The organism is Nitrospirota bacterium (assembly GCA_016214855.1).
Taxonomy (GTDB): Bacteria; Nitrospirota; Thermodesulfovibrionia; order Thermodesulfovibrionales; family UBA6898; genus UBA6898.
Genome location: JACRMT010000023.1, coordinates 91,775 through 105,313 on the forward strand (window position 1 = coordinate 91,775; position 13,539 = coordinate 105,313).

Sequence of the window (13,539 nt, forward strand, 5' to 3'; positions counted from 1 at the left end):
CCTTATCTTCAGGGGAGGAATTAACCCCCTCTTGAGGCAAGAGGGGGAAGGGGGCGTTATGTTCCCCTGTCCACTGAAGCCTTGCGCATTTAATCAATATTATATATGCAGTTTTCCTGCCAGCTTCAACATATTGATTTAAAATGATTATTTTATTGTGGTGTTTCGAAAAGGAAACGCTGCGGGAAAAATGTGTTACGATAACGTAACACTATCGAAGGCAGACCTATTCAATACGATAGGACGTCATCTTCTCCCAAAGGGTCTTTCTACTGATGCCTAAAAGTTCAGCAGCCTTTGTCTTATTGCCCTGCGTTGTATGCAGAACCCTCCTGATGTGGTTTATTTCGGCACCGGCTGCAATGTCGGACAGAAGGAGGCTCTTTGCACTCGGATTCTCCGGCAGCATGAAAGAGGGGAGTTCCTCCTTGCTGATAACCTCAGACGTGGAAAGGGTAACGCACCGCTCAATGATATTTTCAAGTTCCCTGACATTGCCGGGATAGTCAAAGGCGATAAGCAGATCAACGGCATCCTTCGAAAACCGGATATTTTTGGAGAGTTTTTTCCTGAACTTGTCCATAAAAAATTCGATCAACTCCGGGATATCCTCCTTGCGGTTTCTGAGTGGGGGGAGGGTAATGGGGATCACATTGAAGCGATAGAAAAGGTCTTCCCTAAACCGTCCGGCTTTGACCTGAGCTTCGAGATTGCTGTTTGTCGCTGCAATGATCCTGACATTGACGTTCAGCGTTGTCGTTCCACCGATCCGTTCAAATTGCCTCTCCTGTATGACCCTCAATATCTTCGACTGCGTGGGAAGAGGGAGATCCCCGATCTCGTCAAGGAAGATAGTCCCTCCATCAGCAAGCTCAAACCTTCCGGGTTTTTTCTTCGCCGCGCCGGTGAACGCTCCCTTTTCATGGCCGAACAGCTCACTCTCAATAAGACCTTCAGGCAGCGCGGCGCAGTTGACCTTTATCAGCGGCTTGTCTTTTCGCCCGCTCTGGTAATGGATCGTCGTAGCAACAAGCTCTTTACCCGTTCCGCTCTCGCCAAAAATCAGGACAGTTGCATCCGACGCAGAGACCCTTTCGACAAGGGAAAATACTTTCCTCATCTCTGCGCTTTCTCCGATAATATTGGGGCCGCAATAACACTTGCCGAGGTCCTTCCTGAGCCTGACATTCTCTTCCTTCAGCTGTTTTATTTCGAGAGCTCTTTGGACAAGCAGAAGAAATTCATCGAGGCTGAAGGGCTTGGTGATATAGTCAAACGCGCCCAGCTTCATCGCCTCAACGGCGTCCTTGATCGTACCATAGGCTGTCATCACAATTACGGGAGTGTCGCTTCTACTTGTAATCTCCCTTACAATATCGAAGCCGTTCATATCAGGGAGCATTACATCCGTTACTGCGGCATCAAAGGAATTGTCCCCGAATGATTGCATGGCTGCACCGCCTGTTTCAAAGGCCATGACCTCAAATCCAGCGGCCTTGAGCGCATCCTCAAGCGTAACACGCATGATCTTTTCATCTTCTATAAGCAGAACTGTTTTTTTCATGTCACACCCCTCACCCTAACCCTCTCCCCGAAGGGGCGAGGGAATTGGGACCGGAAAACGCAGAATGAATTTACTGCCTTTCCCTACATCGCTTTCCACCGAAATTTCACCATGGTAATTCCTGATAATCTCATAGGTCAACCAGAGCCCCAGACCGGTCCCCTCGCCAACAGGCTTGGTGGAGAAGAAGGGATCGAATATCCTGCTGACATTCTCAGGCTCGATTCCACAGCCTGTGTCCGAAACCTCGATGAACATCCCTGAAGCATTCTTGTTGCCTGTGACCGTAAGAGTTCCGCCATCTTTCATCGCATGAATCGCATTAATAAAGAGGTTCAAAAGCATCTGCTGAAAATCGTGCACGTCAAAGACGAAACGAAGGTCATCAGGCACATCATTGCTGAATGCGATCTTGCCTTTTTTCAGTTTGTACTCAAGAAAAGAATAAACACTGTCCACAGAGTCCCTGATGTTCATTTCAACGGGCGCATGCTCGGCCTTCCGGGACATCCATAAGAGCTTGCTGACGGTATTTTCCATCTTGTCCAGCCCTTCATTGACGAGATCCAGGTATTTCTCTCTCAGTTCAGGGTTCCCGCCGTTCTGCCTGAGCATCTGGAGACAGTTGAATATACCGCCAAGGGGGTTATTGATCTCATGGGCAACGCCGGCAGCAAGTATTCCGACAGAGGCGAGCTTTTCGGACTGGACAAGTTTTTCATGGGTCTTTTTCAGTTCCTCATTCGCCTGCCTGATCCTCTCGATCATGCTGTTGAACCTCTCGCCAAGGACAGCCAATTCGTCATGACCCTTTACGTCAACTCTGAGATCGAGATAGTCGCTCCGCGCCTGCTCCATGGTATTTGCAAGCTGGATTATGGGGCTTATGAACCTTCTGCTTAAAAGCAGAATTATTGCAAATCCCGCAACAACAAGGGCAATGGTCAGAGCAATGATCTTCTTGACTGTGGCAAGGATCTCATGCTCGACCTTTTCGAGTGATATGCCGAACTTCAGCGTGCCCCACCGCTTCTTGCCGATAGAAAGAGGAACACCGAAATCAAGAGCATTGTGCTCTTTACCAGGGAAATGCTGGATGACCGTGCTGTCACCCCTGAGTGCTTTCTGCGTCAGTGCATCAGCGTAAACTTTGCCGTATTCTGTGATGTCATTATGAGAAATTACCTTGCCTTCCTCATCCAGAATCGCGATATAGAGCAGATCGGTATCCTTCCGGTTGAAGATCTCAAGGATATAGTTATCGAGAAGTCCGCCTTCCTCCACAAGACCGAGTCTTTCGTAAATGAGGTCATTAATGATTGGAATGGCAAGTGTCTCGCCGAGCAGTCGACCCTGCTTTTCCACCTCTGCATAGAGAATCTTCTTTTCTCTTTCGACCGCCACAAAGCCAACAACGCTCATGACAACAATGATCGCACAGGTGGTGATCAGAATAAACTTATACTGAAGGCCCAACCTGGAAAGTAACCTGATTAACCTGTTCATAATCTTATCTTCGGATGGCAGCCCCTGCCGCACGTTTGAGGGACAGCATTGATCTTCGATCGTATATCACTATAATCTTTATCGGATGCCTCAACAAAACCGTTCTTATAGTCTTCATCCAGGCGTCTCAATACGTTTTGGCCGCTGCTGTCCTGAGGGGTTAGTTCAAGAAGCGCCTTCCTGATGTTTTCTATGACTGCATAGGGAGTGCCTGGGCCTGCGACCAGCGGCCCTGTGGGGATCATTTCCGATTCGGCAATGGTTTCGATCCCGAGTTTCATATACTTCCTTGCCGTCGAATCCCGAACAGCGCCCGCAGTATATTGCCCTTTCAGTATGGCCTTTACAACAGAATCGTGGTAATCGAAATTTGCGTAACTGCTCAGATCGCTCAGATGAATTCCCGAACTTGCGAGCAGGTAGCGGGGCATGAGATTGCCTGAGGTGGATTTGGTAGAGGCAAAGGCAACGCTTTTCCCCTTGAGTTCGGAGAGATTTTTTACAGGAGAGTCCTTCTTTTTAATGATAACGCTTCTGTAACTTGAAGTGCCGTCCCCCCCCTTCGGCTTTAAGATACTGATCGCTCCGTATTTTGAATGTGCCTCAAGATAGGTGAGCGGGCCGAGCAGCGCAATATCCATATCTCCGTTTCCAAGGGCTGTCACGGTCTCCTCATAATTCTTCTTCAGAACGAGTTCATAGGTATAAGGCGTTCTCGATGCAAGATAATCGAGAAGAGGTTGATACTTCTCATACATGATCCTCGGATTGTCCCTCGGGATGACGCCAAAATAAACGGTCTTTTTTTCCTTTATCTTCCCTGTGGCCTTTGAGCTAAGTGTAACAGCACGCTCCATCTCCCTGATGGTGTCGTAGTTCCTGTCAGGAACCTCGACAAAGCCATCTATCATCATGGCAGCGAGGATCGCTTTGCCCTTTGGTGTATTCTGCATGGAGAGGAAGGCGTTTTTTACTTTTTTCCTGATTGAAATATCAATATCCTTTGTCACAACCACAGGAGGTATCCCATAGGGCGGAGACCGCTTAATGACCTTTGTCTGTTTGGCGTAGGGAGAACCGGTCTTGAGCATGTGATCATATACAATGCTTTCGACCGCAGCACTATCCACGATCTTCTTTGCGACCATCTCAACCGATTTATTGTGGCTGTAGCTGTAGAGAAATCTATTAAAAAACTTTTCAGGCGTAAATCCCATCGTCTTTAACAGGTATGTCGGATAGAGCTTGCCGGTATTGGACTTGGGGTCTGTAAAGGCAAAGACCTTTCCTTTAAGTTCCGGGAAGGTCTTCATGGAGCTGTCATTATGCACAATGATATAGGAGTGATACAAGGGTTTGCCGCTCACACTCGGCGCGACAAGAAGCTCGATCCCGAACTGTTCACGGTTCTTTACATACGGGGCCGAGCAGATGAAGGCTATCTTGATCTCGCCCTTTTCGAGCAGAGAGTCCATTTCATCATACGTCCGTCTGTGGACCATCTGGACCGGTTGACCGATCTGCTCACCGATATAATCGATGACGTCCTGATAGTATTTAACCGCATCGACCGGCGTTATCATCGAGGCAACGCCGATCTTGATCACATCGTTCTTTTGAGAAGACACGGTCTGCGGAAAACAGATGAGCAGGGCAGAGGATAGGAGCAGACTTATAAACAGATATTTCTTTAACATACCTTAGGTCCTATTATATGCTGGCTTCCTATCTACAGCAAGATAACCGGCTCGCATGTAATACAAAAGTCGCCGGCGGAGCGATGAGAGAATGCAGGGGATGCAACCCGAGGCCGGGATGTTATTTCTCTTTGTCAGATGAAAAATGAAATCTCTTGATCTCCTCCAGAAGAAGCTCTGCATCCTTGTTGAGGTTATTGATCGTAGATATGACCTGCAGTGCAAGTTCCCGGCTTTCAACGGGGATGTCCTTGACCAACTCAATGCTCTGATAAATTTTTTCAGTTCCCTTGTTATGTTCAATAAGTGATTCAGAGATCTCCTGGCTGCTTTCAGAAACAAGTCTGGTGGTTCCGGTGATCTCACGACTGCTTGAGGCCTGTTCGTTTGCTGCACGACTGACCTCCCCTGAAAGGGTTTTCAGGTGCTGGGACGCGTCCTTTAATCGGAATACCCCTTCGGTCTGCTCTAAAATGGCCTGCACAATAATACCGACCATCTCCTGAACCCTCCGTGTCGTTTCGAGAACTCTCTCCGCTGCCATCGTCTGGTTCTCGGCAGACTTTTTTATGGACAGCGTCATTTCGGATGACCGCGTAGAACTGCTTAAGACCGTGCTAAACGCCTTTTCAGTATCATGCGCGAGCTTCATGCCTTCATCGACCGCACTGATGCCTTTTTTCATGGATTGATTGGCATTTCGCACATCTTCCTGTATGTCATGGATCAGTGCTGCGATCTCCTTTGTCGACATTTCTGTACGGTCCGACAGTTCTTTCATTTCAAAGGCAACAACAGAGAAGCCTTTACCATGAACGCCTGCCTGGGATGACAGGATAGCAGCATTCAGGGACAGCAGGTTTATCTCGCTGTTAACATTCTGAATGACGTGAAGCACTTTCTCGATCTCGCGTGATCTCGTCAGGAGAGCCTCGATACGCTGCCCGGTAAGCTTGACCGAGGAGTCTATTTCCTTCATGCCATGCAGGGTCTTGGCTATCGAGGACATACCGAGAGCACCCGCCTCTGTTGTTACCTGCGCTGAAATAATGGCTGATTCCCGTGATTCTATCTCGATGTCCTTTGAAAGCTGCGCTATTTCAGAAATTGCAGCGGCTGTCTCCTCCGATGAACCATAAAGGTCTGTTGACCGGTTCGACAACTCCATCACGGATTCGGAAATGTGCTCGATCTCAATTGTTGTTGTATCGACAACGCCGCCCAGTTGCTGCATACTTGCGTTGATCTCGCTTATGTTCTGGACCATATGTTCAATGGAACCGGACGAGCGCTCGGCAGAACTGGCCAGGTCATGGGTTTTTGCTGCAATAAGAGCGGTTGTTGCATTCATATCCCTGATCGCTGACGATATGCTCTCGGTCGCCTCTGCCTCTTTATTCGCACCCCGCAGCACTTCCTGAATCTGGTTATCAACTTCTCTGACTACCGTCAGTATCTGCTGGGAAAGTCCTTTGATCCTCAGGAGTATCCGTTCGAAACTCTGAAATGATTCTCCAAGAAGCCGGCCGGCTCTGCCAATTTCGTCGTCCGCTGCAGAGTCGATCTTAAACGTGAGATCTCCTTCTGCAATCTTGACCGCGGCAGCTTCAATTGACTGTACGGGCCGGATGACCATCTTCCTGAGCATGAACCAGAGAATAACGCTGAAGAAGATAGCGGCGCTGACCGTGATCAGGATAACGAGTGTTATCAGGGACATCGCTTTTTTATACTCGCTCCCTATGTTGACAACAATGCGTACCGCACCTAACACCGGTTTGTTCTTATCATGACAGGCATGGCACGTTTGAGCGTTTCGAAGCGCCAGATAGTAAACAAACCGCTGCGGCTCTCTAAGGATGAGACGCTCTTTTCCAGACTTCAGTTCTTTCATTGCTGCATCTTCGGCTCCCGCCGCATTTTTATTATGAAAAGCCGGACGACCGTCGGAATCAACAATATCTATGGACTCCATGCCTTCCGTTCCGGCGGCCCCCTCAATGACCTTCAGTATGATGTCGCTGCGTCCTTCGATCATGGCTGTCTCGAGATTGCGAAGAATGATATTTGCCGTTCTGCGGGTATTGATCTCGGTAATGCTGTAGAGAGTGGCCTTTTGGATCGAAATTGACATGATCGAAGCGATAATGATGCCGATCGTCAGTATGGATACGACGACAGCAAGGATCCTGAATTTGAGGCCTTTTTTTACATCTTTTATATTGGTCATGGCTCGTCTAAATCAATTCAGAATTGCATTATATCAGACGACATAACAACTTGAGGACATCTTTTTGATATATTACAGTATGCCTGCTGAGAACATATATGATAAAACGCCTCTCATCGAACGTTGCCGCTGTCCCTGGGTCGATCTGTCCAAACCGGATTATGTCGAGTATCACGATAAGGAATGGGGTGTTCCAACATATGATGACAGGACCATCTTTGAATTCCTGACCCTGGAGGCAGCCCAGGCTGGTCTGAGCTGGTACACGGTCTTGCGCAAGCGGGATAATTACCGGAAGGCCTATAAAGGGTTTGATCCTGAAAAGGTGGCACGGTTCAAGGCAGCAGATGTTGAGCGGCTGATCCAGGACCCTGGCATAATCAGAAACCGTCTGAAGATCGAGTCCTCAATAAACAATGCCCGCAGATTTCTTGAGGTCCGGAAGGAACTCGGCAGCTTTTCGAATTATATATGGGGCTTTGTGGACCATACGCCGAAGATAAACACCATAAAAAAGCTGGCCGATTATGCAGCAACAAGTGATGAGTCGGATGCATTGAGCCGTGACCTGAAGAAGAGAGGATTCAAATTTGTGGGGTCAACGATCTGCTATGCACATATGCAGGCCACGGGTATGGTAAATGACCATTCGATCGACTGCTTTAGAAGAAAAGAGATAATCGGATCCGCCACACCATAATGCGGGAGGGCCGATTCCTGCATTATGGTGCGGGAGAAACTGGGGAGAGCGCGTGATCAGACTCGTAAAAAGTTTGCCCATTCATTGCCAGTCTCTAACGTTCATCGCCTGTCAACTCCTTCACGAACAGCTCCAGAAGATAGGCAAGGTATTCGATATCTATATGGTCTTCTGCACCGCTGTCGAACAGGATCTTGCAGTCAGGATCAAATTCTTCATCAGCCTGCCAGAACAAAAGATAGAGCGGAACGCGGGGAAGAAGATCAAAACAGCCGGTAAAATCGGCCTTTATCCTGCCCTCGATCTCTCTCCCTCCCATTTCAGCAGAGCGTTGCTTTAAACCGTTAAAATCGTTTCCGAAGGTCTCCGCCACTTTCTTCTTCGCGCTGGCCTGAAAGGCCTTGACGTGCGAGGCAGTATGGGGGAAATTGCCGAGGCTGATCCATTCTCCGGTAAGCGGTGTTCTGCCCTGCCTGCGGATATAGTCATAAACAATGATCTTTGTCCATGCATCGCGGCAGTACTTATTGTCCATGAAAAGCCCGTCCTTACGGACCTCGTAATCCCGGGTGAGCATCTTCAGACTTAACGTTTCTCTGCCGCCACAATACTGATATTCTGCCCCCAGAGATCCTGCCGCAGCCCTGAAGTCAACCTTCAGCGCCTTTTTTTCGAGCTCATCGCTCACCTGTTCATAATTACTGAATCCTGTTGCAGCCGGCTGGGGCTGCGCTTCTTCGGGCATGACGGCTTCGGTAAAAGGACAATCTCCCAGGCTTGCCAGCTCTTTCTTCACCTTCATCGCAAAGGCCATGCAGGTTGCTTCTCCGCATTTGCCGCAGTTCGTACACGGAAGTTTTTTGTATATGGCTATCATTTCAAATCAGCAGAAAAAAATAAGGACAGATCCCATACGTCTGTGTTTAGCCGCCTCGGGATCTGTCCTCGTTAATTCTATTTCTTTGCGCTTTTTGGCTCTTTGCCCTGCTTATTCTTCAGGTCCTGTGCCTGCTTGACCGACTTCTGTTTCTGTCCCTTCTCTTTGTCCTTCTTGCCGCCTTTGTCTCCCATGGTCAGTCTCCTTTTGTGCTGCAGTTCATACGCAATGCTTTCGGGAACCTTGTTTCCTTATGATGATGCTATCAGAAGCATGGGCCGAAGTCTATCGGTAACTGGCAGAGCCATGGGCCAGCAGGGAGCGAGGGGATAGAATGAAGAAGAAAATTGGGGCTGGACGCGATTATGGAAAATATGAGCATATTTCTTTATTAGGATCTAACAGAACCGAGGCTGAGTGTTGCAGTCCTGGGAATTAAGGATTAGGATCTGCCCCTACTATTCCCGGACTATATATTTAGAAACAACGGCCCAAAGAGTTCTCCCTAAGAGGACAGGGCAAAATAGCAGCAGATCTATGAGGTTGCGTGCTGAAGTTCCTGGACGGTGTGAATGGATTCAATTTCCTTCTTATAACGCTTCTGCGCTTCTTCAATGTCATAAAGTGTCTGGAGGTTCATCCAGAATTCCGAAGGCACGCTGAAAAACTTGCCCAGCTTTACAGCGGTCTCTGCAGTAATGCTTCTTTCGCCCTTTATGATCTGCCCCATTCTTGTCTGCGAAAGACCTGTCTCTTTAGCCATGCGATAGACAGATATTCCCATAGGATCGAGAAACTCTTCCTTAAGCACTTCGCCAGGATGTATATTCTTTAATGTTCTCATTGTAGCACTCCTTTTCAATGATAATCGGTTACTTCAACATCAAAGGCATTTCCGGTTTTCCATAGGAAACAGATACGCCATTGATCATTTATCCTGATACTCCACTGCCCTTCCCTGTCGCCCTTTAGCGCCTCAAGCCTGTTATGAGGAGGGACTCTCATCGTCTCCAGAGTCGTTGCAGCAGCAATCATTCTCAATTTCCGTCTCGCCACATTATGAAGCTGAACCGGCAGTTTTATCTTCTTCGAGAACCGGCCCTTCCATATGCATTCGGTTTCTTCATCTCTGAATGATGCTATCATCTAACAATAGTATCGCAACAAGAAAGCCCAAAGTCAAGGAGAAACCTGGAAGGCGTCCTGCCCGAAAACCCTCCTTAGAGGCTTCGACTATGCCGCCTAAAGATGATCTTGAAATCCGATCTATCTCAAAATGGCCTTGATTAATAGCGTCCCAACCGGAGTACACTATAGCCGAGCCTGCGGCCATTAAATGAAAACGATGATCCAGAACCCGGCAGACTTCCACCACACTGAGGCTGAAGGCGGCGCATCTTTCCATAGTTCGTATTCCCACCATTTTTTGCGTGAACGCTTCTTATGCGCCATGATAATTCCCAATCCTCGCCTGCCGGGCCATTACGCGGCGCTGTCGAGCGTCCTGGTTGAAACAAATTTTATGAAAAACCTTTTGCAAGATAAACCTTCAAAACAAGTAATGCGTCTTCACAGAGCAGGTGAAATCCATACAGGATATACCGTAAAGCAAATTCGAGACTGCCTTGAACAATTAGATGATAATATGCTTGTCGTAGGCACATGGGAGAGTATATATGTGCCTGTCCAGGCAATGTATGTTCTCTTGGACTGCAATGATGAGTATCAAGAGCCAGTAGTTGTTATGGATGTTGATCAGCATTAATTTGTTTTTGTATGTCTTCAAGAACTTTTCGAGGATTGCAATAGTAGGCGGCATTTTCAGCTAACTCTATTAGGGTTTGAGTGATTTCTAAATATGAGATGGCCCCTTTTTCGCAAGATACTCCTGAGTTTGTTAGCCAGATGTGATAACCGAGCTCGACAAGGGATTCATTAATTCTGTCTTCCGCATGTTTTATATGATTGTATAAAAGGTTGATTTTTTCTAAGGCAGAACCATCGCCTTGTTTCCAGAAACGCCCATTCGCAATGATTTTCTCAAATACACAGTAGGATTGGTAGATCAATGAAATAGACATTTCCATGTGATGAAGACTCGCAAAACTTCAAGTAGTGAGTTAGGGTTATCAGAGGTTAATATTGGAGTTTTCACAAATTCTGAGAGGGCGTCTTTTGCAACGAAGTATTTTTGAAAGCATATTCTGATTTTCTCAGAAAGGTTATTGTGTACTTATGAAATGGATCGGGATATTTAGCGGAAAATGCGCTGTTTAAAATAAACGAGGATAGCCAAGTTTGCGCCAAGGGTTTCTGTTCGGATAAGTCGGGCATATTGCATTCGGTAAGTTCTGTTATATGTGGAGCAAATTCGTTCAACAACCCTGTCGAATATTTAGGCATGTAACCTCCTTATGGGATTTGGTTCTCCCGGCTTTTATCCGATTCAACGTTAAAATTCAGCGGTGCCGCCAATGCGCGTGACCGTTAGGCCGATAAGCTTCCCGGCATCCGCTGGAATGCCTTGTTGGGTTTCATTTGTGGTGCAGCCAAATCCGGTATCTTTCCAGTTCCTTCAATGCTTCCGACAAAGACCCAGCAGGGCGTTCAGACCGAAACAGTGACAAAAGGGTTGGTATGGACATAGTGGAAACCTGCTTGCCAGCATTGCCGCTTTGCGCTCCGGAGAGATGTTCAAATGTCGCCTTTTTGACATGCTCAGCGGATGAACTCTTTAACTCTTGCGTCAGCTCGTTTATGTGGCGGTACACAATATCACCGTAGGCCAGACACTCGTCAGTAGATGGAATGTAACCCTTATGTACCACCGCATTGCGAAAGGCCCGCCAAATGCGTGTTTGGCCCTTTGAGACACCCGATAGGATTGGTTGCTCTTCCTCAATTGTCTTTGGAACCCCGTTGGGTTTATCCAGCAAAGAAACAAAGAGGTACGCGCCAAACTGCCTCTCAGATTGGTTCTCCACCTGCTTCCAGGCGGTGGCGAATGTCTTCGTCTCGACGCGGTGCTTTATAGAAATTACACGGACATAAAACTCATAGAATCTTTCGAGAGCGGCCGCCATGGTCACCACGGCTTCCCGAGGATAACCATCAAGTAGGGCCATGGCAGCGATGTCGATCAGGATTTCATATTTCTGCTGCTGAACGGCGGTGACAGTGGCGTGGCCACGCTCGCAAGTTACGGAGTATAGCCCATCATCGCGGAGCTCCACCTCTACCATTTCGTCAGTGGGCTTGCCGAGTTCTTGTAAGCAGTGCATGCACGGGATTCGCAATTTCATCTTTTATGAAACATACCCAACGCGCGCCGCATTTGGCGCGTCGCTGTGGAGGCGCTGGTTATGAACACTCCTCTTTGTCCATTGTCAAGTGCATATTTCTTTTCTATATGGCTTCAAAGAAGTCCTCGTCAACTTCCTTCACTTCATAGACATTTTTTACCTGAACCCCAACACCATATTGATACATAAGTTCTACAAGTTTCTTTCCTTCGATGAGGATGATTTTATGATGCGCATCGTAAGCTTTCTTAATGGCGGAATCATCAAATGTTGAGGTTGTTACAAAAACCCCTTTGGTTGTGTCACCACTCATGGCTCCGATAAAATTACGGATTTCTTTCTCTCTAACTTTATTTTCATTGTATCTCTTTGCTTGAATGTATATCTTGTCAAGTCCCAATTTATCCTCGTTAATGACCCCATCAATGCCACCATCGTTAGACTTGGAAGTCTCAATAAACTCGCCATATCCCATTTTTTCTAAAAGAAGCAGAATAACCTTTTCAAAATAATATGGATCAATATTCTTCAGCTTTTCCAAAAGCTCATTCTTAATTTGTGATTCGATAGCAGAGAAACCCGAATCAATTAGATCCTGCGGCGAAGAGTTCCTAATTTCATTCCGATCAGCTGTTTTAGTTTTTTCCTCTGCATAAAATTGCAGGAAATTTGAGTCGTTTTCAATATCTGGAAGATGCAGCGGTTTTTGAGCAGCTTCTTTTCCCTTCTGAGTAATCTGCACCATTCCGCGTTCCGGATATATGATGAACCCGCCCTTTTTCAAATATGATTTGCCCCAGGCAATCCGGTTAAGGATAAGGAGTTCTCCATTTTTCATTCTTTCGTCGAGCAACTCTTTGGGAAGATTGGAATAATACTTATCAACAACAATTTTGAGCAATTCCCTGTGATGTATCGTCTTTCCATCGCTCAAAATGTCAAGGATCGGATTGAATGTTTCGTGAAATTTTGGTAATTCCATTGGGTTTCCCTTCTTGCCTTATGTATGCTTTAGCTCATCTGCCATTTTTTGTACGCTCATCTCTATCAATCATTAAAATAACCAGCGATTAGCGAGTTAACTCGCTAACGGAATTTCCCATCTTCGCTTTGTCGTCAAGAACAATGATATTGTCGTAACTAACTGATTTAACGTATTAATCTGACTGACTAATATTCCGTTAGCAGTATTATCGAGTTTTCTGCTCAATACGCAGCTACCATTAAATGTATAGATATTCCGGAGCAATATGCTATTGCTGTCAGGATAAGGAGGATGGGCGGAGACGGCGGAAGAGGGAAAAAGACCCGGCCTGTTTTTGTTTCTGAAAGTCTTTCTTATTTCCCCTATCACCACATTCCCTCCAATAAGAAGTGCTTAATGATAATACGTTATGACTTATATGACAAGGACTTTGAGAAGGGCTGTGAGAAGGGCTTTGGGAGGTTGTTTCCAAAAGTGCTGGTATAGCACTTCTATTCTTTTTCAGGGCGTTCGATATCTTCAAAACATCCGGCGGGAAGAGAGGGTCTGGAAAAACTGGACAGTGGTATAAGTGATAAAGCTGCTCTAAACTAAGAGGGATAGAAAGGAGCAGTGACAATGGCAAGAAGACCGAGAAGGAACCATGGAGCAACATTCAAAGCAAAGGTCGCACTGGAG

General features: G+C 46.9%; 13 protein-coding genes. 3 read left to right on the forward strand and 10 right to left on the reverse strand.

What is annotated here, in order from left to right; genetic code table 11:
• Nucleotides 1-226: 226 nt before the first annotated feature.
• The 4 genes from HZB62_16465 to HZB62_16480 form a co-directional block, all read right to left on the reverse strand.
• A complete protein-coding gene (locus tag HZB62_16465; GenBank protein MBI5076740.1) occupies nucleotides 227-1,564 on the reverse strand; it encodes a sigma-54-dependent Fis family transcriptional regulator in 1,338 nt (445 codons plus the stop codon).
• A gap of 15 nt (nucleotides 1,565-1,579) precedes the next feature.
• Nucleotides 1,580-3,070 (reverse strand): HAMP domain-containing protein, encoded by a 1,491-nt coding sequence (locus HZB62_16470; GenBank protein ID MBI5076741.1) that lies wholly within the window; start codon nucleotides 3,068-3,070, stop codon nucleotides 1,580-1,582.
• Nucleotides 3,067-4,767 (reverse strand): phosphate/phosphite/phosphonate ABC transporter substrate-binding protein, encoded by a 1,701-nt coding sequence (gene phnD / locus HZB62_16475; protein ID MBI5076742.1) that lies wholly within the window; start codon nucleotides 4,765-4,767, stop codon nucleotides 3,067-3,069. Before phnD ends, HZB62_16470 begins: the two co-directional genes overlap by 4 nt.
• Nucleotides 4,768-4,888: 121 nt before the next feature.
• Nucleotides 4,889-6,997 carry a HAMP domain-containing protein gene (locus HZB62_16480; protein MBI5076743.1) on the reverse strand — a complete coding sequence of 703 codons (2,109 nt, stop codon included), beginning with the start codon at nucleotides 6,995-6,997 and terminating at the stop codon, nucleotides 4,889-4,891.
• A 79-nt stretch (nucleotides 6,998-7,076) separates the two neighbouring features.
• Between HZB62_16480 and HZB62_16485 the strand changes: the two genes are divergently transcribed.
• Nucleotides 7,077-7,697 (forward strand): DNA-3-methyladenine glycosylase I, encoded by a 621-nt coding sequence (locus tag HZB62_16485; GenBank protein ID MBI5076744.1) that lies wholly within the window; start codon nucleotides 7,077-7,079, stop codon nucleotides 7,695-7,697.
• 94 nt (nucleotides 7,698-7,791) lie between these two features.
• Here HZB62_16485 and HZB62_16490 read toward each other — a convergent pair whose 3' ends face one another.
• The 3 genes from HZB62_16490 to HZB62_16500 all read right to left on the reverse strand — a co-directional run bounded on the left by HZB62_16490 (nucleotide 7,792) and on the right by HZB62_16500 (nucleotide 9,720).
• On the reverse strand, nucleotides 7,792-8,574 hold the full coding sequence (locus HZB62_16490) for a DUF3786 domain-containing protein (GenBank protein ID MBI5076745.1): 783 nt from the start codon (nucleotides 8,572-8,574) through the stop codon (nucleotides 7,792-7,794).
• A 535-nt stretch (nucleotides 8,575-9,109) separates the two neighbouring features.
• Complete coding sequence (locus tag HZB62_16495) at nucleotides 9,110-9,418, reverse strand: HigA family addiction module antidote protein (GenBank protein ID MBI5076746.1); 309 nt, start codon at nucleotides 9,416-9,418, stop codon at nucleotides 9,110-9,112.
• A gap of 14 nt (nucleotides 9,419-9,432) precedes the next feature.
• Nucleotides 9,433-9,720, reverse strand: a complete 288-nt coding sequence (locus HZB62_16500; GenBank protein ID MBI5076747.1) for a type II toxin-antitoxin system RelE/ParE family toxin — start codon at nucleotides 9,718-9,720, stop codon at nucleotides 9,433-9,435.
• A 190-nt stretch (nucleotides 9,721-9,910) separates the two neighbouring features.
• Here HZB62_16500 and HZB62_16505 point away from each other — a divergent pair, with 190 nt between their 5' ends.
• Entirely contained in the window at nucleotides 9,911-10,339 is a 429-nt protein-coding gene (locus HZB62_16505) for a hypothetical protein (GenBank protein ID MBI5076748.1), read from the forward strand.
• Here the strand turns inward: HZB62_16505 and HZB62_16510 are convergent.
• The 3 genes from HZB62_16510 to HZB62_16520 form a co-directional block, all read right to left on the reverse strand.
• Nucleotides 10,317-10,661, reverse strand: a complete 345-nt coding sequence (locus tag HZB62_16510; GenBank protein ID MBI5076749.1) for a hypothetical protein — start codon at nucleotides 10,659-10,661, stop codon at nucleotides 10,317-10,319. The genes HZB62_16505 and HZB62_16510 overlap by 23 nt on opposite strands.
• 447 nt (nucleotides 10,662-11,108) lie before the next feature.
• Nucleotides 11,109-11,876 (reverse strand): hypothetical protein, encoded by a 768-nt coding sequence (locus HZB62_16515; protein MBI5076750.1) that lies wholly within the window; start codon nucleotides 11,874-11,876, stop codon nucleotides 11,109-11,111.
• Between the two features lie 103 nt (nucleotides 11,877-11,979).
• Nucleotides 11,980-12,858 carry a restriction endonuclease gene (locus HZB62_16520; protein MBI5076751.1) on the reverse strand — a complete coding sequence of 293 codons (879 nt, stop codon included), beginning with the start codon at nucleotides 12,856-12,858 and terminating at the stop codon, nucleotides 11,980-11,982.
• 294 nt (nucleotides 12,859-13,152) lie between these two features.
• Between HZB62_16520 and HZB62_16525 the strand changes: the two genes are divergently transcribed.
• On the forward strand, nucleotides 13,153-13,347 hold the full coding sequence (locus tag HZB62_16525) for a hypothetical protein (GenBank protein MBI5076752.1): 195 nt from the start codon (nucleotides 13,153-13,155) through the stop codon (nucleotides 13,345-13,347).
• The last annotated feature ends 192 nt before the right edge of the window (nucleotides 13,348-13,539 follow it).